The organism is Arthrobacter sp. Y3221087 (genome assembly GCF_059089905.1).
Window position 1 is genome coordinate 169,583 of the sequence record NZ_JBNHFE010000005.1, and the last position, 17,617, is coordinate 187,199.

Annotated in this window: 17 protein-coding genes; 3 read left to right on the top strand and 14 right to left on the bottom strand. The window is 65.9% G+C overall.

Annotated elements, in window-relative coordinates:
* Positions 1 to 373 precede the first annotated feature (373 nt).
* Complete coding sequence (locus AC5RUO_RS15870; protein WP_494104011.1) at positions 374 to 1,504, bottom strand: IS110 family RNA-guided transposase; 1,131 nt, start codon at positions 1,502 to 1,504, stop codon at positions 374 to 376.
* Positions 1,505 to 1,944: 440 nt separating this feature from the next.
* On the opposite strand from AC5RUO_RS15870, the gene AC5RUO_RS15875 reads away from it, so the two are divergent.
* Positions 1,945 to 2,781 carry an alpha/beta fold hydrolase gene (locus AC5RUO_RS15875; protein WP_494011872.1) on the top strand — a complete coding sequence of 279 codons (837 nt, stop codon included), beginning with the start codon at positions 1,945 to 1,947 and terminating at the stop codon, positions 2,779 to 2,781.
* A 60-nt stretch (positions 2,782 to 2,841) separates the two neighbouring features.
* Here the strand turns inward: AC5RUO_RS15875 and AC5RUO_RS15880 are convergent, their stop codons facing one another.
* Both AC5RUO_RS15880 and AC5RUO_RS15885 read right to left on the bottom strand, forming a co-directional pair.
* Complete coding sequence (locus tag AC5RUO_RS15880; RefSeq protein ID WP_494104012.1) at positions 2,842 to 4,320, bottom strand: DHA2 family efflux MFS transporter permease subunit; 1,479 nt, start codon at positions 4,318 to 4,320, stop codon at positions 2,842 to 2,844.
* A 127-nt stretch (positions 4,321 to 4,447) separates the two neighbouring features.
* Positions 4,448 to 5,014: a type 1 glutamine amidotransferase domain-containing protein gene (locus AC5RUO_RS15885; RefSeq protein WP_494011874.1), complete on the bottom strand. Its 567-nt coding sequence runs from the start codon at positions 5,012 to 5,014 to the stop codon at positions 4,448 to 4,450.
* A gap of 240 nt (positions 5,015 to 5,254) precedes the next feature.
* On the opposite strand from AC5RUO_RS15885, the gene AC5RUO_RS15890 reads away from it, so the two are divergent.
* Positions 5,255 to 7,252: an HNH endonuclease signature motif containing protein gene (locus AC5RUO_RS15890; RefSeq protein ID WP_494011875.1), complete on the top strand. Its 1,998-nt coding sequence runs from the start codon at positions 5,255 to 5,257 to the stop codon at positions 7,250 to 7,252.
* A 63-nt stretch (positions 7,253 to 7,315) separates the two neighbouring features.
* Here the strand turns inward: AC5RUO_RS15890 and AC5RUO_RS15895 are convergent, their stop codons facing one another.
* Positions 7,316 to 7,942, bottom strand: coding sequence for a TetR/AcrR family transcriptional regulator (locus tag AC5RUO_RS15895; RefSeq protein WP_494104013.1), 627 nt, complete (start codon positions 7,940 to 7,942; stop codon positions 7,316 to 7,318).
* Between the two features lie 129 nt (positions 7,943 to 8,071).
* Between AC5RUO_RS15895 and AC5RUO_RS15900 the strand changes: the two genes are divergently transcribed.
* Positions 8,072 to 8,338, top strand: a complete 267-nt coding sequence (locus AC5RUO_RS15900) for a hypothetical protein (protein WP_494011877.1) — start codon at positions 8,072 to 8,074, stop codon at positions 8,336 to 8,338.
* 46 nt (positions 8,339 to 8,384) lie between these two features.
* On the opposite strand, the gene AC5RUO_RS15905 is transcribed toward AC5RUO_RS15900, so the two are convergent.
* From AC5RUO_RS15905 to ftsH, 10 genes are read right to left on the bottom strand one after another with little or no spacing between them, the layout of a single operon-like run.
* Positions 8,385 to 9,317, bottom strand: a complete 933-nt coding sequence (locus AC5RUO_RS15905; RefSeq protein WP_494011878.1) for a 4-phosphopantoate--beta-alanine ligase — start codon at positions 9,315 to 9,317, stop codon at positions 8,385 to 8,387.
* 2 nt (positions 9,318 to 9,319) lie between these two features.
* Positions 9,320 to 10,213, bottom strand: a complete 894-nt coding sequence (locus tag AC5RUO_RS15910) for a Rossmann-like and DUF2520 domain-containing protein (RefSeq protein ID WP_494011879.1) — start codon at positions 10,211 to 10,213, stop codon at positions 9,320 to 9,322.
* Positions 10,206 to 11,828 (bottom strand): PH domain-containing protein, encoded by a 1,623-nt coding sequence (locus tag AC5RUO_RS15915; protein WP_494011880.1) that lies wholly within the window; start codon positions 11,826 to 11,828, stop codon positions 10,206 to 10,208. Before AC5RUO_RS15915 ends, AC5RUO_RS15910 begins: the two co-directional genes overlap by 8 nt.
* Positions 11,825 to 12,337, bottom strand: a complete 513-nt coding sequence (locus tag AC5RUO_RS15920) for a PH domain-containing protein (RefSeq protein WP_494011881.1) — start codon at positions 12,335 to 12,337, stop codon at positions 11,825 to 11,827. The genes AC5RUO_RS15915 and AC5RUO_RS15920 overlap by 4 nt, the downstream gene beginning before the upstream one ends.
* Entirely contained in the window at positions 12,318 to 12,863 is a 546-nt protein-coding gene (locus AC5RUO_RS15925) for a DUF3180 domain-containing protein (protein ID WP_494104014.1), read from the bottom strand. The genes AC5RUO_RS15920 and AC5RUO_RS15925 overlap by 20 nt, the downstream gene beginning before the upstream one ends.
* Positions 12,860 to 13,405: a 2-amino-4-hydroxy-6-hydroxymethyldihydropteridine diphosphokinase gene (gene folK, locus AC5RUO_RS15930; protein WP_494011883.1), complete on the bottom strand. Its 546-nt coding sequence runs from the start codon at positions 13,403 to 13,405 to the stop codon at positions 12,860 to 12,862. Before folK ends, AC5RUO_RS15925 begins: the two co-directional genes overlap by 4 nt.
* The gene (folB, locus tag AC5RUO_RS15935; RefSeq protein ID WP_494104015.1) at positions 13,402 to 13,833 is read right to left on the bottom strand and encodes a dihydroneopterin aldolase; all 432 of its coding nucleotides are present in this window, start codon (positions 13,831 to 13,833) and stop codon (positions 13,402 to 13,404) included. Before folB ends, folK begins: the two co-directional genes overlap by 4 nt.
* 14 nt (positions 13,834 to 13,847) lie before the next feature.
* A complete protein-coding gene (folP, locus tag AC5RUO_RS15940) occupies positions 13,848 to 14,768 on the bottom strand; it encodes a dihydropteroate synthase (protein ID WP_494104016.1) in 921 nt (306 codons plus the stop codon).
* A gap of 11 nt (positions 14,769 to 14,779) precedes the next feature.
* The gene (gene folE, locus AC5RUO_RS15945) at positions 14,780 to 15,424 is read right to left on the bottom strand and encodes a GTP cyclohydrolase I FolE (protein WP_494011886.1); all 645 of its coding nucleotides are present in this window, start codon (positions 15,422 to 15,424) and stop codon (positions 14,780 to 14,782) included.
* 9 nt (positions 15,425 to 15,433) lie between these two features.
* A complete protein-coding gene (gene ftsH, locus AC5RUO_RS15950; RefSeq protein ID WP_494011887.1) occupies positions 15,434 to 17,497 on the bottom strand; it encodes an ATP-dependent zinc metalloprotease FtsH in 2,064 nt (687 codons plus the stop codon).
* Positions 17,498 to 17,617 lie beyond the last annotated feature (120 nt).

Genomic DNA, 17,617 nt, shown 5'->3' on the forward strand with positions numbered 1-17,617 from the left:
CGAAGGCGTCGACTGCGCCGGAGCCACCGCCGGAGCCTGCAAAAATGTTGAGGCCGCCGCCGCAGGCTTCGCAACCACCGAAGGTGCGGCAAACGCCGGGGCGCTGAACCCCGCGATGGTGAGACTGACGACGGCAAGCACGGTGACAAGGCCTCTTACCGCATGAAAACCGGGACGGGCGAACCGAAAAATGGCAGGCCGAATAAGGCCCTGAAGTGTAGACATCCCCCACAGACTTTCTACGAAAAGATCCGCGGCAATCCCCAATTACCGAAAGCCCGAACCCCCAACGAGTAATGACCCGACGCTAGACCCCCTCGCACGGACCCAGCAACAACCTTGATCCAAACCTTGGACAAACCTGCGCAAACCCTCAGCAGAGCGCTACAAGTAGCTGGGACTCTCTTCGTCCTGCCCCGGCGCCGGCTGATGGGATCGGCTCCGCGGTGGTGGCGTAGAGGGCATTGAGTTGGCGGTAGAGGATTCGGGCGATGTAGCGCTTGAGGGATCTGCGGATTTCACGGTAGCTACGGCCTTCTTGCGTGCGTTTGGCCACGTAGTCCCGCGTTCCAGGGTCATGAGTCATCCGGGTCATGGTGATGGTGTGCAAGGCCCGGTTGAGGCGCCTATCACCACCCCGGTTGAGCCTGTGCCGGACAGTGTTCCCGCTTGAGGCTGGTAAGGGATTCACCCCTGCCAGTGAGGCGAAGGCAGCTTCGCTGCGGACCCTTCCTGGGTGCGACCAAGCTGTCAGGACCGTAGCGACCGTGACGGCCCCTGCTCCCACCATCTCCAATAGCGGCGCTGCGGGGCTTTGCTGGATCAGCTCTGTCATGCGCTTCTGGTTCGCAGTTAGCTGGGTGGTCACTTCGAGGACGCGGCGCGCCAACCGGACTGCTTCCTCGCGGGCGATTGATAATTCGATCGGTTCCTGTCGTTCCCGCCATCTCGTGATCGTGACAATCTGGGCGGGAACCAGCGGTTTGCGTGCGTCGATCCCAAGATCATGTGCCCGGAGTAGGGCGAGGAGTGCGTTGGCATTCAATGTACGGTCCCTGGCCAACTGATCCCGTGCTGCGCTCAGGATCCGGAGTCCGGCACGGGTTCCTTCATCCCGTCTCGGAGCTCGGAGCTGGGACTCCTCCAGGCCTAGGACAGCGGTTCCGATGGCGGCCGCGTCCAACGGGTCGGATTTGCCGATCCCCCGACGACCCCGGGCGTTCATCCGTGGAGCTTCGGTGACATCGTAGCCGGCGTCGGTTACTGCCCTGGCCAGACGTGCCCCATAGGAGCCGATACCCTCGACGGCCCATAGACAGGCCATATCGCCGTCTGTCCTTCGGCCTACCCAGGCAAGTGCACGGGAGAGCCCTGCCGGGGTGGTCGGGAACTGCTCGCTCGCGACTTGTCGCTTGGTGCTGGCCTCAATGATGACGTAAGTGTGGGTGCGGGCGTGACAGTCCACGCCGATGACGAACGGGCGGGTCTGAGCAACGATAGTCAACGCTGCCACCTTCCTTCCTTTCGAACGGGCAAGAACGGCCGCATGACGGCCAGCATTGAATCTGTGACGAGTCACTTCGAGGCAAAACTGTGATGAGCCACAGCCTGCAAAGGCTGGGCAAGCTTCTAATCAAGCCACCGACGTGGGACAGGTCAACGCCGGCCGCTCCACCCAGTGCGGACAAGTCGGGGGAAACGCACCCCAAGGGGCAAGTTGTTTTTCGAGTCACGCACCAGACAGAACGACCGGCATCAACACTGCCAGCTGGTCCCAGACCAACCTCTGCAAGACTCACAGTAGTTTTTGTCCAGATATGGCGACTTCGACGGCTTGGAACTCACCGTATCTGGACAAAAACTCACAAGGCACCGCGCGTTTCTCCTGAGCAGCATCCGGGCGGCGTGATGCTGACGCCCAGCTTGCTCGGCTAGGCTCGGACCATGACGCGTGAGAACATCAGGACCCCCGACGGCGGCACTCTGGAGCTCTTCTCCACCGGCGCGGAACTTGCTTCCGCCGGTTCGGGCGTAGTAGTCATCCCGCCCTCCATGGTCACCGCGGCCGACTACACCAAGTTCGCACAGAAGCTCAGCGCAGCCCTGGGCCGCCCGGTGCACACATTCAACCGCCGCGGCCGGGGATCGTCGTCGCCCCAGCCGGAGGATTACACGCTGGATGTGGACATCCGCGACCTGGACACCGTCATGAAACACACGTCCAGCACGGATGTCTTCGGCCACAGCTTCGGCGGCGCCGTGGCCCTTCACGCGGCGCGGACCCTGCCGGTGGAGCGGCTCGCCGTGTACGACCCCGCCGTCTCCGTCAACCATTCCGTCAAGGCGGAGTGGATCGCTGAATATGAGGCCGCGGCTGCCGCCGGTGATGACGACCGCGCCCTCGCCGTGATCCAGCGCGGGCTCGAAGAAGGCGGGCCGTTCTCGTCCCGGATGCCGCTGTCCATGTTGACCCTGGCCAACAAACTGACCGCCGGCACATCCGAGGGCAAGCAGCAGCGCGAACTGATGCGCACCGGCGTCCGCGAAATCAAGGCGATCATCGCCGCGGACATGCCGGCCGAACCTTTCCTGGCGTTGCCGCTGGAAACCCTGATCGTGGTGGGCGAGAAGAGCCCGGCCTACTTCGGAGTGGCGTGCGGCCAGATCCACGACGTCCTCTCCGGTTCCAGCTACACCATCCTTCCCGGGTATGGACACGACGGCGCCATCAAGGCACCGGACGTCCTCGTCAAGGAGCTGGCGGAGTTCTACGCCGGGTAACAAAGCAAAAAAGCCCTTGCACCCCCGAGGGGTGCAAGGGCTATTTCATTTGCTTGCCAGTCAGTGCCCTGCGCCGTGTCCTGCGGTTACGCCTTCCGTCTTGCGCATCATCGCCGAAAGCACGACGGCGGCAAAGGCTATGACGGTTGCCGTCAGGAAGGCGGCGCTCATCCCGGCGACGAGGCCCGACGTCGCCGACACCACCGCGAAGATGGATACCAGCAGCGCCGTCCCGGCCGCACCGGCCACCTGCTGCGTGGTGCTCATGATCGCAGAACCGTGCGAGTACAGGTGCGGCGGGAGCGGGTTCAGGCCGGTGGTGAACGCGGGAGTGAACAGCAGTGCCAGCCCGAAACTCAGCCCCACATGCAGGGTGACAATCCACCAGACTGCCGTGCCGGCGTCGAGCATTGAAAACTGCCACAAGGTGAGAACCATCAGGATGGAACCGGTGACGGTGAGCGGCAGCGGGCCCACCTTGTCGAAGAGCCGGCCGATGACCGGGCCCAGCAGGCCCATCGCGAGGCCGCCCGGGAGCAGCGCGAGGCCCGTTTCGAGGGATCCCAGGCCGCGGATTTCCTGAAGGTAAAGCGGCAGCAGGATGACGCCGCCGAACAGCGCCATCATGGCCACCACCATCAGCAGCACCGAGACGGTGAACATCCGGAAGTTGAACGCACGGAGGTCCAGCAGTGGGGCCTCGGCCTTTTGCAGTCGAACCTGCCGCAGGACGAAGACTGCCAGGCTGGCGACGCCAATCACCAGTGCCGCGATGGCACCCGCGCCCGGACCGGCCTGCCCGCCGTGGCCGCCGCCGATCTGGCTCAGGCCGTAGACCAGTCCGCCGAACGCGGGAACGGTCAGCAGGACGGAAAGGAAGTCCAGCTTGGTCCGCTCGGCTTCGCCAACGTTGGTGAGGTATTTGGCACCGATTGCCAGCGCGGCCAGGGCCACGGGCAGGACGAACACGAACATGAAGCGCCAGGTGAAGTGCTCCAGGATCAGGCCTGAAACAGTGGGCCCCATGGCCGGCGCCACCGAGATGGCGATGCTGACGTTGCCCATAACTGCGCCGCGCTTCGCCAGCGGCACCAGCGTGAGGATGGTGGTCATCAGCAGCGGCAGCATGATCGCCGTGCCGCCCGCCTGGACAATGCGGGCGAGCAGCAGGATCTCGAATCCGGGTGCCACGGCCGCGAGGGCGGTGCCGCCGGCGAAGAGCCCCATGGCAAGCATGAAAACCTTGCGGGTGGACAGGCTCTGGAGGATGAAGCCGGTGGTGGGAATGACCACTGCCATGGTCAGCATGAACCCAGTGGAGAGCCATTGGACGGTGGGGGCATCCACCTGCAGGTCGACCATGAGCCGCTGGAGGGCGACGTTCATGATGGTCTCGTTGAGGATGACCACGAACGTGGCCACCAGCAGCGTGCTGATGATGGTCACGGACTCCCGGGACATCTTCTCCGGCGCGGCGGGCTGTATTCCTTCGGATTGGACGGACTGGCCGCTGGCGTTCGGCGAGACTTCGGTAGACATGAGTGTTCCCTCAGGGAGATTAATGAGTGTGATGCGCGGACCTGGCCGCTGCAGATGCCAACACTCTACCGGCTGGAGTAATTCCTCCGCGCGGGATCTTTTTCAAAACCTGAGGGAACAGAAGGTGTCAGGCCGTCTGGCCTGCGTGCTGGCCTTCGGAGACTTCCTCCACCAGCTTGCTGTTGAATGCCGGAAGGTCGCCCGGGTTGCGGCTCGTCACCAGGCCCTGGTCAACCACCACTTCCTGGTCAGTCCAGTTGGCCCCGGCGTTCTTCAGGTCTGTTTCCAGCGTGTGGTAGGACGTGACGTTACGGCCGCGCACCACGCCGGCGTCGATGAGCATCCATGGCCCGTGGCAGATGGAGGCAACGGGCTTGTGTTGCTCAAAGAAGCTCCGGGTAAAGCTCTGCGCATCCTTGTCCACGCGGAGGTGGTCCGCGTTGACCACGCCGCCCGGCAGGACCAGGGCGTCGAAGTCGGAGGCGTTAGCCTCGGCAACAGTGAGGTCCACGTCAAAGGTGTCGCCCTTTTCCGTGCCCTTGAAGCCCTGCAGCTTGCCGCTCTTGAGGGCCACGAGTGTGGGCTGTCCGCCGGCGTCCTTCACGGCCTGCCAGGGGCTGGTCAGTTCAACCTGCTCCACGCCGTCCGTCAACAGGAATGCAACCTTCTTGCCTGCAATGTTGTGTTCTGACATTGTTCCTCCTCATTTGAGGCGGCCCAGGCCCGCTTTTGGCGCGCCAAGTTCCGCCACGAGAGTTGTTTGCCTGACAGCTACCAGCCTAGGAAGCCCGAAAGTAATAAGCAAGCTGACTATTACGCTTCAGCTGGGGTAGCGGGAACTACGACGGCGGTGGGCTGGCTTGGCTTGGCCTTGGCCTCCCTCCTGGGGCGGGCGTGCACAGAGAATGTCGTACCCTCCCGCGATGATTCAGGTATGGGAAACGGCGCAGGCACGGCAGCGGTGATGGAGGGTGTTTTTGCCACCACGGCTGCCATCAACGCGCTGTTCCTTGAAGAGGAAGCCTTGGCCACCGGTTTTTCGGTGGGGGCTGACGCCGGCGCCGGGGTTGATCTTTTGGACCGGCTCTACCGGATCCGGCTGGAGCGACTCAGCCTGGAAAAGCGGCTCGAGGCGCAGGTCGCCGCGCTCAAGGCCCGCGATGCCGCCCAGTGCCTCGACCTGCAGCAGGCCATGACCCCACCCGACGCCTCCACCCACGACCGCACCTACACGGAAATATCGGCAGTGGAAGAAATCGCCGGGATCCTGACCATCGGCTCCGGGGCCGCCGGGGCGTTCCTCACCCAGGCCCGGCGGGTCTGCTCCCTCCCCTCGGTCTACGGCAATCTGTCTTCTGGGGCGTTGTCCTGGCAGGGCGCCAGGATCATCGCCGACGAAACCGAGAACCTGGACCACGCCAGCGCTGTGGCGTTAGCGGACCACTTCCTGGACCCTGATGCGCCGAATCCTGCCCGGGGCTGTCCGGCTGGGCAGCTGGTTCCTTCACGGTTGAGGTCGAAGGTTCGGGGCTGGCGCGAACGCCACCACCCGAACTCCATAGAAAAACGCCACGCCAAATCCGCGGTCGACCGGCGGGTCGAATTCACCCCTGACCGGGACGGCATGGCCTGGATCTCCGCCTACCTCCCCGCCGACACCGCGTTGGCGGCCTGGAACAAAACCACGGCCATCGCCCGCGGCCTGCAAGGCCCCAACGAAACCCGGACCCTTACCCAGATCAGAGCTGACGAGTTCACTCGCCACCTCCTCACCCCCGCCCAAGCCATAACTACCACCACAGACGCCGTAGCCGGCAGCACGCCCATCGGCAGCACCCTCGCGCGCAGCGGGGATAGGGAAGGCGCCGGTGGACAACGTAGCAGCCAACCCGGCACCAGCACCGCTGCAACCGGCGACGGCAGCGGCCACCCCGACACCGGCGATGAGGTTCAACGCGTTGCGGGGGAACGCGTTGCGGGGGAACAGTTCCCTGATGAATTCCTCGGGCTTGCCACGCTTGTCGGGTCCGACGAACCCACTGCGGACCTCGGCATCCCCGACGACACTCGCTTCGGAACCAACGATCACATCGACGCAACCAATAACCCCGGTGCCCAGGACAACAGCACCGGCCAAGCGGGAACCAGCACCAACACCGCGGTCCCTGGCGCAACCAGCCCCGAAGCCGGGAAAGTCCCCACACCCCGCGCCGACGTCCTGGTCACCGTCCCCGTGTTCGCCCTGTTCGGCCAAACGGACGAACCGGCCATCCTCGACGGCTACGGCCCCATACCCGCGTCCATAGCCCGCAAACTCCTCGCCGACGGAGCGGATTCCTTCACCCGCGTCCTCATCGACCCCCGCGACGGCGCACCCCTCGAAATAGGCCGCACCAGCTACCGCATCACCAAAGCAATGAGACACGCCCTCCGGCTCCGGGACGGCAAATGCACCTTCCCCGGCTGCAACAACAACGTCCTGGACAACGAAGCCGACCACCTCACCGCCTGGCAACACGGCGGCAAAACCGGCATCAGCAACCTGGCACAACTCTGCCCAAAACACCACCGCCTCAAACACAACACCGGCTGGACACCCACCCAAGCAACGGAAGCCGAACCACCCGGCTGGAAATCACCCACCGGCCGCCACTACGCCGCCGAACAACCCGACCGGGAACCAACCATCTGGCCAGACAACGTCCTGGTTCAGGAACTGAACACCGCGCCGCACCAGCTGGATCCCCCATGTGAAGAGCCAGATGACGACAACCTCATCGATCCCGACGACATCGCACCCTACGACCCCGTGTGGGACGACTTCTACGCCATGCCCGTCGTCCTCCCACCGGACCCAGAAAAGGACCTAACCCTCAGCGGCTGGACCCTAACCGATCGGGCTTCGGGCGTCCCAACCTTGCTTCACACCTGACCGCGCCCGAAGAACCCAGCTACGGCTGAAGCCACGCAAACCTGCGGAACGACGGACAGCGAATCAGGAGCCGGGCCGGTGGTGCTCAATCAGCCAGCCCGCCATCTGCTGCACGCGCTTGTTGGCTTTCATGTCACCCTCGGTGGCGGAAATGATGGAGCCCTTCATGAGGATGTGCCAGGACCGGGCGAATTCCTCCGGACGGACCAGCCCGGCCTCCTCCGCGAGCGCCTGCACATGGCCCCGGATCTTGGCCAGGTAGTCGATACTGGCCTGGCCCAGCGGATGGGCGGGACCCATCTCCAGCAGGACGTTGATGAAGGAGCAGGCCTCAAAATCTTCCCGGAGGAACCAGTCCCCAAACACGTCGAAGATGGCCAGCAACTGCTCTTCGGGAGTGCTGCCGCGGCGGCGGGCCTCCGAAACGATGGCGTTGACGGTCCACTGTTTGTCACGCTGCTCAAGGAAGGCCAGGACCAGGGAATCCTTTGACGGGAAGTGCCGGTAAAACGTCGCCTTGGCCACGCCGGACTTGTCGATCAGCTCGTTGACGCCCACATCCCGGACACCCCGCCTGGAGAAGAGCTCATACGCGACGGCCAGGATCTTCTCCACAGAACCAGCAGGAGTGATAGCCGCATCTGCCGCCAAAGGAGCGGCAGGCGGTGTGAACTCTGCTTCGGGATTCATCGCAATTCCAGTCTATCGCGGGGAAGACAGACCGGTCTTTCCCGCGGTAGTGTCATTCCTACGCGCAGATCAGAGGACACCGCAGGGGCCAGCTCACCGGCCACTTCGGATTGGTGCAAGGAGGCCCCGATGTCAGCAGAGCGGTTGTTCCAGAGCGTGCCTTCGGACCCCGACCCCTGGATGGCCAGTGATACCCCTGCCGAGGTCAGGCAGTTCGCCATCGAATCCCTCCGGTGGCAGGCACAGGAAATCATTGATGAACTGCTCTGCAGCAAGGACCCCGGCGAAGAGCTCTCCCGCGCGAGGCTCCGACGGTGCGTGGCCCGGAACCCTGGCCGCCCTGAGCGTGCACTCCTCGAACAGCTCATGACCAACCGCGAGCACCCGGGACTGTAGCCGGCGGAATGGCCCCTGCGCCGGGTCATGAGTTCAGGGGTGCCGGTCACGAATTCAGCGGCACGTTGTCGATCAGCCGTACCGGACCCACCCTGGCGGCGATGAGTGCCAGCCCCTCGCCACGGAACGGGGTCTCGCGGCAGTTCTCGGCAAGAGGCTCAAGGGTGGCAGGATCCACCACGTCGAAGTAGTCCAGCTCCACCAGCGGCTGGGACTTCACCAGGTCCACGGCCGACTCCAGGTCCAGCGGTTCCCGTGCGGCGGCCCTTTCCTCCAGCAGCCGCAGCGCCCGGGACAGCACCAGCGCTGCCTCCCGCTCGTCGTCGGACAGGAAACGGTTACGGCTGGACAGCGCGAGTCCGTCGGCGGACCGGACGGTGGGAACCCCCACAATCTCCACGGGGAAGTTCAGGTCAGACACCATGCGCCGCACCAGTGCCAGCTGCTGGGCATCCTTCTGCCCGAAGTAGGCGCGGTAGGCCGGCAGCCGGTTCCCGGCAGCATCGGCTGCTGCCGGACCGGAAGCGGGCAGCCCCGCGGCAGGGATGCCGTAGTGCAGCAGCTTGGCCACCACGGTGAGGGCGCCGTCGAAGTGCCCGGGACGGGAGGCGCCCTCCCACTTCTCCCCCAGCCGTCCGGACGTGATCCGCACCAGCGGCTCCCCGCCGGGATAAACCTCCTCCACCGAAGGCGCGAAAGCCAGGTCCACACCCTCGGCGTCAAGCAGTGCAAGATCAGCGTCCAGCGTCCGCGGGTAACGGTCCAGGTCCACTGCATCGCCAAATTGCAGCGGGTTGACGAAGATAGTGGCAACCACCACGTCGTTCTGCGCGACGGCGGCACGCGCCAATGCGGCATGGCCCTCGTGAAGCGCGCCCATGGTGGGCACCAGGGCCTGGGATACTCCCTGCTTGTCGTCCAGGAGCCGGGCGCTTTCCGCGTGCAGTTCCGCCACTGTGGCCACGAGCTTGATGGGCAAGGTCAGTCCTCCCCCTGTTCCAGGGCGCGTCGCAGCCCTTCCAGCTGATCAGGCTTCAACAGTCCACGCCCTTCGGACCGCCGCGCCGTGGCCCGGGCCATCGAAAGGTAGGCCTCCAGCACATCTCCCTGCCCGCCGCCGTCGTACTCCCGAAGAGCCTCCGCGTGCGCCCGCACCGTTCCGACGTCGCCCCGCGCCACCGGTCCGGTCAGGGCTGACTCACCCGAGGCCAGTGCGTTCTCCAGGGTGGCGCGCAGCAGCGGGCCGAGCATGCGCTCAGGCTGCTCGACGCCCACCTCGCCCAGTAGCTGGGAAGCCTGCGCCACCAGGGTAACCAGGTGGTTTGACCCGTGCGCCAGGGCTGCATGGTAGAGGGTGCGGTCTGCCTCGGCGATGGCCACCGGCTCCGCCCCCATCTCCACCACCAGCGCCTGGGCGATCGGTAGCATGGCGGCGTCCGCCGTGACCCCGAAGGTGCAGTCAAGCAGCCGGGTGAGGTCAAGGCTCATCCCGGTGAAGGTCATGGCCGGATGGAGCGCCAGCGGAACCGCACCCGCGGCGCGCACGGGATGCAGGACGCCCACGCCGAACCGGCCCGACGTGTGTGCCACCAGTTGGCCCGGCTGCCATGCACCCAGGGTGGCCAGCCCGTCCACGAGATCCGGCAGGGCATCATCCGGCACCGCGAGCAGGACCAGTTCGGCGCGCTCCACTATTTCCTGCACCTGCAGGACCGGGACACCGGGAAGCAGCGATTCGGCCCGCTCACGGCTTGCGTCAGACACCGCAGACACCCCGACGACCGCGTGTTCGGCAGCGCGCAAGGCGGCGCCAAGGACCGCCCCCACTTTCCCTGCACCAATAATTCCGACGCCCAGGCGTCCGGGCTTAGCCATGCTGGCGGCCTTCCTGTTGATCGTGGGCAGGGGCTTCCGCAGGCTGGACCAGCGGCGACGGCTCAACTGCCGCCGGTGCTGGATCAACTAGAGCCGGTGCCGGCTCCATCCCCGCCGGGGCCACCTGCCGAAGCCATTGTTCTGTGGTCTGCCGCTTCCTGGCGAGCCTGGCCCGGGCTGACTGGGCGTCGAACAACGCGAGCGCCTGGTGGCTGTCCGCCTGGGCAAGCCGGGGCGTGACCGGACCGGCCGTGGTGTGCAGGACCAGGTCGGCAACACGGAACCGGCGGGCCAGCGGTCCCTGGTGCAGCGCCATGGACTGGGTTCGCTGGTGCGGCACCACCACAAGTTCCCGCCACCACCGTCCGGACCGGATGAGCAGGGCAGTGCCGGTGGCCCTGAACCCGTTCCGGCGCCAGCCCAAAGGGGCAAGAAGCCGGGCGCGCCGCGGAGTGGTGACGAAGCCGCCGTCGGAACCCAGTCCGGTGAGGCCGGCTCCAAAGACTGCAGCCGGCTGGTCCGTTCCGGGATCGGGCAGCACCAGTGCGAGCATGCTCATGACGTCGTCGAGCTTCCCCACGGGCAGCAGCGTGGTGCGTGAAGTGCCCTCCCCCGCGTTCTCCACCAGGCCGTAGCCGGCAACGTTGACCTGCATCCGGTACCAGCCGAAGGGGCGCCACAGCGGTGGCTGGGTGATCTTGAGGGCTTGGATCCGGCCGGGCGGGAGCGTCTGCGCCTGCGTGTCCAGCAGCCCGTACCGCAGCCGGATGCCGTCCGGCGAGATGGCGGCAGTGAAGTTGTAGCCCTTGTTGAACAGGTTCCAGTAGCTCGCCGCGAGGCCCAGAGCCGCCGGGATCAGGTACAGGTAGAACCCCTGGTTGTCCGTCACGGCGGACAGGACCACGGACGCCACAGCGCCCAAGGCCACGAAAAAGCTCTGCTCGCTGAGCAGCAGCGAACCGGCAAGGCGCGACGGCGGCACCGCAAGTACCGGGAGTTCCGGCGCCTCGGGCGCGGCCTCGCCAGTCCCTTCCGGGCCGGGGTCCACACCGGCAGCCCGGGCGAGGATGGTGGCGCGGAGCTGCCGGGCATCGTCGATCTTCAGGTAGGCCAGGCGCACCGCGGACTCCCCGGCGTCCGCCACCTCGAACCTGAGTTCGGCCAGCCCGAAGATCCGGGCAAGCAGCGGCTGGACGATATCAATGGCCTGCACCCGGTCCAGCCTCGCCTGCCGCTGCTGGCGGAACAGGAAGCCGGTGTTGACCCTGACGTAGCCGGCGGATATCTGGTACTTGGTGAAGTACCAGGTCAGGACGAAACCCAGCACGGTGAGCAGCAGCAAGGTCCCGCCGCCGGCCAGCAGGAAGGGCGCCCGGCCCGCCAGCTCTTCCTCGAACACCGGCCGGCCCTGGAGGGACCGCTCAAAAATGTCGCGGCCGAAGAAGAAACCTATCGCGGCCAGCGCCACCCAGCCGCGGACGAACGGCGAGGCGGGGTGCACGCGCAGCCACTCGCCGTCGGACGCCGGATGGCCTGGAGCGGGCGGCGGAAACGCGGCAGGCAGGGGCGCGTTTGCCGGCTCACCCGGGCCGGGGATCCGCCCGTCAGCGGTCACAGCCCTGCCAGCCTGGCTTCGCCCCGGGCTGCCAGCTGTTCACGGAGCCGGGCACCTTCAGCTGCCGGCAGGCCCGGGATCCTGGCGTTGGTTCCGGGCGAAGCGGTGTGCAGCTTGAGCGTGCACAGGCCAAGCCCGCGTTCCACCGGCCCCACCCCGATATCCACGTACTGCATCCGGCCGTACGGAACGGCCAGGGTGCGCTGGAAGAAGATCCCGGTGCGGATCAGGAGGTCGTCATCCCGTTCGGCATAGCCAATGGCCCGGACCTGGCGCGGAATCAGCACCAGCCGCCAGATGGCCACCACCAGCATCACGGCTGGAACGGCAATGGCCAGCCACAGCGGTGGCCAGATCCACCAGCCCTGGAGAACCAACACCAGGGGCAGGGACAGCAGCAGCACCGCCACCACATTGCCCAGGGCCCACTCCACCAGGCGGACTGTGACGTACTTGGGCGATACCCGCTGCCAGTCGATGCCCGGCGGATCAATTGCCTCGGTATGCATATTCGCCTTCCCCCGTGGCTTCCCCGCGGACCGCGCGGCCGGGCTTGCCGTCCACGCCCTTGGTGTCGCCGTCCTCCGGCGGGATCCGGCAGAAGCGCTCCACCAGCAGGCCCACCACGATCATCACCAGCCCGCCGCCGGCCATGGCCAGGGCCAGCCAGGTGATGCCCTGGTCGCTGCGGAGGCTCCAGATGCGCAGCTGGTCCAGGAAAATACCCACGTGCCAGCCCAGGAGTACGGTGCCGGCGTAGGCGCAGGCCTGGGCGAGGACCAGGGTGCGGGCGGCCAGGAGCGGATCCAGCACAGTCTTCTTCTTCGTGCTGTCCCTCAGACTGCTGCGCCACCGCAAAACTCGAATGCCCAGGATCAGGGTGATGGCCACGATCACACCCATGGTGGCGAGTGCGGTGGCAGGCAGGACCGGAGTGGCCAAGCTGTACCGGCTGGTGACCACCGTGGCAGACCATCCGGCAACGGCCAGGATGACGCCGATTACCAGGAGGCGCAGCGGGCTGATGGGCTTCATCGTTCCTCCACCGCCCCGGCCGTGGGCATCCCGTCGAAATCCCCAAAGCCGTCGAACGGCGCCAGGTCGTCGAAGTCGTCGGCACGGGCAGCCAACGTACTGATGCGTTCACCCTCCAGTGTTGCGGCAGGTTCAATCAGGGACCAGGGGTAAAGGACGAAGGCCCGGCTGGCGGCGCGGGGATGCGGCAGCGTGAGCACGGGGTCGTCACTGCGGAGGTCCCCGTAGGTGATGATGTCGACGTCGAGCGTCCGCGGCCCCCAGCGCACCTCCCGTACCCGGTGGTGCTTGTTCTCCACGGCATGGCAGTGTGCCAGCAGTTCGAGCGGGGAAAGGCTGGTTTCCACCGTAATGACCATGTTCAGGAAGTCGGGCTGGCCGGGCGGGCCGCCCACTGCCTTGGTCTGGACGATCGGGGACACGTCCAGGAGCCGCACTTCCGGCGGGTCAACGAGGTCACCCACCGCTTCTGACAGCGTGTCGTTCCGCTCCCCCAGGTTGCTGCCAAGGGCCAGCACCACCTTGGCATAGCCGGCATTCACGCCGTATCCCCCTCCACGGGCCTCTCCCCGTGCAGGGACCGTTCCCTCCGGGCCGGCTGTTCCCGGTGCACGGGCTTTTCGCGGTGGACAGAGACTGCCACATCGCCGAAGGGTACCTCGATGGGCGCCTGCGGCTTGTGCACGGTGATGTCCACCGCCCGGAGCGGGAATTCCTCCAGCAGGCTGTCGGCAATCCTTACAGCCAGGGCTTCGATCAGGTTCAGCGGTTCACCTGAGACCCATTCGGTAATACGCTGCGCAACCTCGCCGTAGTGCGCGGTGTCGCTGACGTCGTCGGATTCCGCCGCCTTCGCGAAGTCCAGGTACAGCACCGCGTCCACCACAAAGGGCTGGCCCTCGCGGCGTTCAAAATCGAAAACGCCGTGATGGCCGACGGCGGTCACACCGGTCAGCGTAATCCTGTCCATGGGTCCCCCGGCCCTTACGTCGTTGTGGATGCTGCCGCCACGCGGGCGGCGACCTTGACGGCGTCCAGGCTGGCGCCGACGTCGTGCACGCGGACCGCCCAGGCACCGCGGTAGGCGCAGATCGCCGTGATCGCGGCGGTGGCGGCGTCGCGCTCCTCGGGAGAAGCGGACTTGCCGGCCACGGTCAGCAGGGTTCCCAGGAACCGCTTGCGGGACGCACCCACCAGGACCTTGTGGCCCAGGCTGTCCAGCTGGTCCAGGTTCTGCAGGAGCTCCCAGTTCTGCGCGTCGTTCTTCGCGAAGCCCAGGCCGGGATCGATGATGATCTGGTCCTGGCTGACACCCGCGGCATAAAGCTTGTCCCGCACGCCCGCGAGTTCGGCCACCACTTCACCGGCCACATCCGCATATTCCGCAAGGGAATTCATGGTGCGGGCGTCGCCGCGGCGGTGCGTGAGGATGTACGGGACCTTGGAAGCGGCCACGAGTTCGGCCATTTCCGGTTCAATGCTGAGGCCGGAGATGTCGTTGATGATCGCCGCTCCGGCGGCTACTGCGGCAGCGGCAGTGGAGGCGTGGGTGGTGTCGATGCTGACCAGCGCCCCCGCCTTGACCAGGGACTCAATGACGGGAATGACACGGCGCTGCTCTTCTTCCGGGCTGACGTCCTCAGCGCCGGGTCGGGTGGATTCGCCCCCGACGTCGATAATGTCCGCTCCGGCGTAGAACATGCGCAGGCCGGCTGCGATGGCACTGTCCGCGCTGGCATGCTTGCCGCCGTCGCTGAAGGAATCGGGCGTGACATTCAAAATTCCCATGACCAGGGTGCGGCCGGTTGGGAGGTCTTCGAAGCGCGCTGCCGGGCGCGGTTTGCGCAGGATGGGCAGCGGTGATGTTGCGGGCCCGGTTCCCGGGGCTGCAGCTAGTGAATCCATGGTCTGTTTGGTTACCTTCCGAGGATTAGGCTCATGGCCTCGGCACGGGTGGCCGGGTCATGAAGCTGCCCGCGGACCGCGCTGGTGACGGTCTTCGCTCCGGGCTTGCGGATACCGCGCATTGACATGCACATGTGTTCGCATTCGACAACAACGATGGCACCACGCGGATTGAGGTGGCGGACCAGCGCTTCGACGATCTCAGTAGTGAGCCGCTCCTGAACCTGGGGGCGGCGGGCGTAGATATCCACGAGCCGGGCCAGCTTGCTCAACCCGGTGACCTTTCCGTCATGCGAGGGGATGTAACCCACATGGGCCGTCCCGTGGAACGGCACCAGGTGGTGCTCGCAGGTGGAGTAGAAAGGGATGTCCTTGACCAGGACCAGTTCCTCGTGGTCCAGGTCGAAGGTGGTGGACAGGACGTCCGCGGGGTCATGATGCAGTCCCGCGAACACTTCCGCGTAGGCCTTGGCCACCCGTTTCGGGGTGTCAACCAGGCCGCCGCGGTCGGGGTCCTCGCCGATGGCCAGCAGGATTTCGCGGACAGCCGCCTCGATCCTTGGCCGGTCCACTTTCTGGTGCTTGGAATGGGAGGAACGGTCCTCCGCCGGGGTGCCGGCGGAGGTGGGAACGTCGTCGTCGTCGAAGGAAGTCACGAAGAAAGCTTAGCCGCGAAGGGCGTCAGGCCCCGATTCGGGGACGCCGCCCCGAAACGGAGCGTCTTCCGGAACGCCCTGCGGATGCGGCGGCTGGGCGTCCAGCGGCTCGTCCAGGCGGGCCTGCTTGGCTTCCTCCTGCGCCTCGCGTTCGGCCCGTTCACGTGGCGATTCCACGGGACCGGCCATCTGCACCGGCCGCGTCTCCTTGGAGAGCCACACCTCGCGGAAGTCGCGCTTGCGGACATCGCGGAAGATGTCTGCGATCTCGGCCTGGTTCAGCGTTTCGCGTTCCAGCAGCTCGAGGGCAAGGCGGTCAAGGACGTCGCGGTTCTCGGTAAGGATGGCGTAAGCCTCGTCATGGGCCTGGTCGATCAGGCGGCGCACTTCCTCGTCCACCACGTACGCGATCTGGTCCGAGTAATTGCGCTCGTGCCCGGCGTCGCGGCCCAGGAACGGCTCGCCGCCGCCCTGTCCCAGGCGGACTGCACCCACGCGCTCGCTCATGCCGTATTCGGTGACCATCTTGCGGGCGGTGCCGGTGGCTTTTTCGATGTCGTTCGAGGCGCCGGTGGACGGATCGTGGAAGACGATCTCCTCGGCAACGCGTCCGCCCATGGCGTAGGCCATCTGGTCCAGGAGTTCGTTGCGGGTCACGGAGTACTTGTCGTTCTCCGGCACCACCATGGTGTAGCCCAGGGCGCGGCCGCGGGGCAGGATGGTGATCTTGGTGACCGGTGCGGAGTTGCGCAGCGCGGCCGCCACCAGCGCGTGGCCACCTTCGTGGTAGGCGGTGATCTTGCGCTCGTGTTCCTTCATCACGCGGCTGCGCTTCTGCGGACCGGCCATGACGCGGTCGATAGCCTCGTCCAGCGCACGGTCATCGATCAGGTTGGCGTTGGAGCGGGCCGTGAGCAGGGCGGCCTCATTGAGCACGTTGGCCAGGTCCGCACCCGTGTAGCCGGGGGTCTTCTTGGCAACTGCCTTGAGGTCGACACCAGGGGCCATCGGCTTGCCCTTGGAATGCACCTGCAGGATCTGGTCGCGGCCGATCAGGTCCGGGGCCTCAACGCCGATCTGGCGGTCGAAGCGGCCCGGGCGGAGCAGTGCGGGGTCCAGCACGTCGGGACGGTTGGTGGCAGCGATCAGGATCACGTTGGTCTTGACGTCGAAGCCGTCCATCTCAACCAGCAGCTGGTTAAGGGTCTGTTCGCGTTCATCGTTGCCGCCGCCGATGCCGGCACCGCGGTGGCGGCCCACGGCGTCGATCTCGTCGACGAAGATGATCGCCGGGGAGTTGGCCTTAGCCTGCTCAAAGAGGTCGCGGACGCGGGAGGCACCAACACCGACGAACATTTCCACGAAGTCGGAACCGGAGATGGAGAAGAAGGGAACGCCTGCCTCGCCGGCGACGGCGCGGGCCAGGAGGGTCTTACCGGTACCCGGAGGGCCGTACAGCAGCACACCCTTCGGGATCTTGGCGCCGACGGCCTGGAACTTGGCGGGTTCCTGCAGGAATTCCTTGATTTCCTGCAGTTCCTCGACTGCCTCGTCCGAGCCTGCGACGTCCGCGAAGGTCACCTGCGGCATGTCCTTGCTGACCATCTTGGCCTTGGACTTGCCGAACTGCATGATCTTCGAGCCGCCGCCCTGCATGCGGGTCATAAGGAACCAGAAGAGTGCGCCAAGGAGGATGACGGGGATCAGAAGGGACAGCAGGCCGGAGAACCAGTTGCTCTCGATGGGCTGGTCCGTGTAGCCCTGGGCCGGACGGGCATCGGTGACAGCCTTGACCACGTCCTCGGCGCGGGCGTCCACGAAGAAGAACTGGACGCTCTTGCCCTTGTCCTGGCCGTCCAGGTTCAGGTTGTCCCTGAGGGTCAGGTCAACGCGGTTTTCGCCGTCGAAGATCTTTGCCTGCTCCACCTGGTCGCCGGCCAGCAGTTCAAGGCCCTTGTCGGTGTCGATCCGTGCCGCACCGCCGGGAGCCAGCGTCGCAAAAGCCACCAGGAGCAGACCGACCACGACGACGATCCAGATGCCCGGGCCCTTGAAAAAGTTCTTAGCTTTCATCTGTTCGGGGGCTGGCCCCGTCCCTTCTGGTAGTGCTGCACGGCGAGTAGTCTGCGCGCGTGATGGTGCTGCGTCAGCTTCTAGCTATACACCGTCCGGAGTAGATCACGCATGGTGAAA

Excerpts from the sequence above, each read along its gene's own strand:
- AC5RUO_RS15875 (WP_494011872.1), top strand. The coding sequence starts at position 1,945 with ATGACGCGTGAGAACATCAGGACCCCCGACGGCGGCACTCTGGAGCTC.
- AC5RUO_RS15880 (WP_494104012.1), bottom strand. The coding sequence starts at position 4,320 with ATGTCTACCGAAGTCTCGCCGAACGCCAGCGGCCAGTCCGTCCAATCC.
- AC5RUO_RS15885 (WP_494011874.1), bottom strand. The coding sequence starts at position 5,014 with ATGTCAGAACACAACATTGCAGGCAAGAAGGTTGCATTCCTGTTGACG.
- AC5RUO_RS15890 (WP_494011875.1), top strand. The coding sequence starts at position 5,255 with ATGGGAAACGGCGCAGGCACGGCAGCGGTGATGGAGGGTGTTTTTGCC.
- AC5RUO_RS15895 (WP_494104013.1), bottom strand. The coding sequence starts at position 7,942 with ATGAATCCCGAAGCAGAGTTCACACCGCCTGCCGCTCCTTTGGCGGCA.
- AC5RUO_RS15900 (WP_494011877.1), top strand. The coding sequence starts at position 8,072 with ATGTCAGCAGAGCGGTTGTTCCAGAGCGTGCCTTCGGACCCCGACCCC.
- AC5RUO_RS15910 (WP_494011879.1), bottom strand. The coding sequence starts at position 10,213 with ATGGCTAAGCCCGGACGCCTGGGCGTCGGAATTATTGGTGCAGGGAAA.
- AC5RUO_RS15920 (WP_494011881.1), bottom strand. The coding sequence starts at position 12,337 with ATGCATACCGAGGCAATTGATCCGCCGGGCATCGACTGGCAGCGGGTA.
- AC5RUO_RS15925 (WP_494104014.1), bottom strand. The coding sequence starts at position 12,863 with ATGAAGCCCATCAGCCCGCTGCGCCTCCTGGTAATCGGCGTCATCCTG.
- folB (WP_494104015.1), bottom strand. The coding sequence starts at position 13,833 with ATGGACAGGATTACGCTGACCGGTGTGACCGCCGTCGGCCATCACGGC.
- folP (WP_494104016.1), bottom strand. The coding sequence starts at position 14,768 with ATGGATTCACTAGCTGCAGCCCCGGGAACCGGGCCCGCAACATCACCG.
- ftsH (WP_494011887.1), bottom strand. The coding sequence starts at position 17,497 with ATGAAAGCTAAGAACTTTTTCAAGGGCCCGGGCATCTGGATCGTCGTC.